At 57.2% G+C, this 1,738-nt stretch carries 1 protein-coding gene and 1 pseudogene; both read left to right on the top strand.

Translation table 11 applies throughout. The features are described from left to right. Window positions 1-246 precede the first annotated feature (246 nt). Window positions 247-1,461 carry a chloramphenicol/florfenicol efflux MFS transporter FloR gene (gene floR, locus HX005_RS19470; RefSeq protein ID WP_000214122.1) on the top strand — a complete coding sequence of 405 codons (1,215 nt, stop codon included), beginning with the start codon at window positions 247-249 and terminating at the stop codon, window positions 1,459-1,461. 180 nt (window positions 1,462-1,641) lie between these two features. After that, window positions 1,642-1,738 (top strand): annotated as a pseudogene (locus HX005_RS19710) (LysR family transcriptional regulator); the annotation flags it as partial.

Genomic DNA, 1,738 nt, shown 5'->3' with positions numbered 1-1,738 from the left:
TTAGGGCGGCAGAGGGGGCTGGAACGCTGAGTGCGCCCATGCCGCATTGCGAAGCAAAAGATAATCGGATAAAATGTAGCAATTCATATTCGTAAGCGTGGAGTAATCAGATGGGAAATTCCAAGTCAGCAGACAAGTAAGCCGCAACAACCAGTATTGTTGTTGCGGCGCTCTGTAAGGCTAGTCTCATCTGATTGCTGACGAGCAGACGTCGCCCGGTATTCCTTAATCGAGGGTTGATTCGTCATGACCACCACACGCCCCGCGTGGGCCTATACGCTGCCGGCAGCACTGCTGCTGATGGCTCCTTTCGACATCCTCGCTTCACTGGCGATGGATATTTATCTCCCTGTCGTTCCAGCGATGCCCGGCATCCTGAACACGACGCCCGCTATGATCCAACTCACGTTGAGCCTCTATATGGTGATGCTCGGCGTGGGCCAGGTGATTTTTGGTCCGCTCTCAGACAGAATCGGGCGACGGCCAATTCTACTTGCGGGCGCAACGGCTTTCGTCATTGCGTCTCTGGGAGCAGCTTGGTCTTCAACTGCACCGGCCTTTGTCGCTTTCCGTCTACTTCAAGCAGTGGGCGCGTCGGCCATGCTGGTGGCGACGTTCGCGACGGTTCGCGACGTTTATGCCAACCGTCCTGAGGGTGTCGTCATCTACGGCCTTTTCAGTTCGATGCTGGCGTTCGTGCCTGCGCTCGGCCCTATCGCCGGAGTATTGATCGGCGAGTTCTTGGGATGGCAGGCGATATTCATTACTTTGGCTATACTGGCGATGCTCGCACTCCTAAATGCGGGTTTCAGGTGGCACGAAACCCGCCCTCTGGATCAAGTCAAGACGCGCCGATCTGTCTTGCCGATCTTCGCGAGTCCGGCTTTTTGGGTTTACACTGTCGGCTTTAGCGCCGGTATGGGCACCTACTTCGTCTTCTTCTCGACGGCTCCCCGTGTGCTCATAGGCCAAGCGGAATATTCCGAGATCGGATTCAGCTTTGCCTTCGCCACTGTCGCGCTTGTAATGATCGTGACAACCCGTTTCGCGAAGTCCTTTGTCGCCAGATGGGGCATCGCAGGATGCGTGGCGCGTGGGATGGCGTTGCTTGTTTGCGGAGCGGTCCTGTTGGGGATCGGCGAACTTTACGGCTCGCCGTCATTCCTCACCTTCATCCTACCGATGTGGGTTGTCGCGGTCGGTATTGTCTTCACGGTGTCCGTTACCGCGAACGGCGCTTTGGCAGAGTTCGACGACATCGCGGGATCAGCGGTCGCGTTCTACTTCTGCGTTCAAAGCCTGATAGTCAGCATTGTCGGGACATTGGCGGTGGCACTTTTAAACGGTGACACAGCGTGGCCCGTGATCTGTTACGCCACGGCGATGGCGGTACTGGTTTCGTTGGGGCTGGTGCTCCTTCGGCTCCGTGGGGCTGCCACCGAGAAGTCGCCAGTCGTCTAACCGACGACTGGTAGCAGGCCCGCTCCGATGCGGCGCACTAACCATCGAAACCTCGTGAATGTCGGTATCCTGTCTGGCAGGATACCGCTCATTTCCCTTGTTCAGTTCATCGCCGTCGCCGAGCATCTGAATTTTCGGCATGCGGCCAAGGCACTTGGTATCAGCTAGTCGAGCGTCAGCGCGCGTGTGAAAGCGCTGGAGGATAACCTTGGTGTCCTGCTATTTGAGCGCCATGCGCGGGGCGTTCGGCTAACAGACGCAGGCAGGCACTTCATGG

Source organism: Acinetobacter sp. R933-2 (assembly GCF_030325485.1).
Taxonomy (GTDB): Bacteria; Pseudomonadota; Gammaproteobacteria; order Pseudomonadales; family Moraxellaceae; genus Acinetobacter; species Acinetobacter sichuanensis.
This window is presented reverse-complemented; position numbering and strand designations above follow the sequence as displayed.

Excerpts from the sequence above, each read along its gene's own strand:
- floR (WP_000214122.1), top strand. The coding sequence starts at position 247 with ATGACCACCACACGCCCCGCGTGGGCCTATACGCTGCCGGCAGCACTG.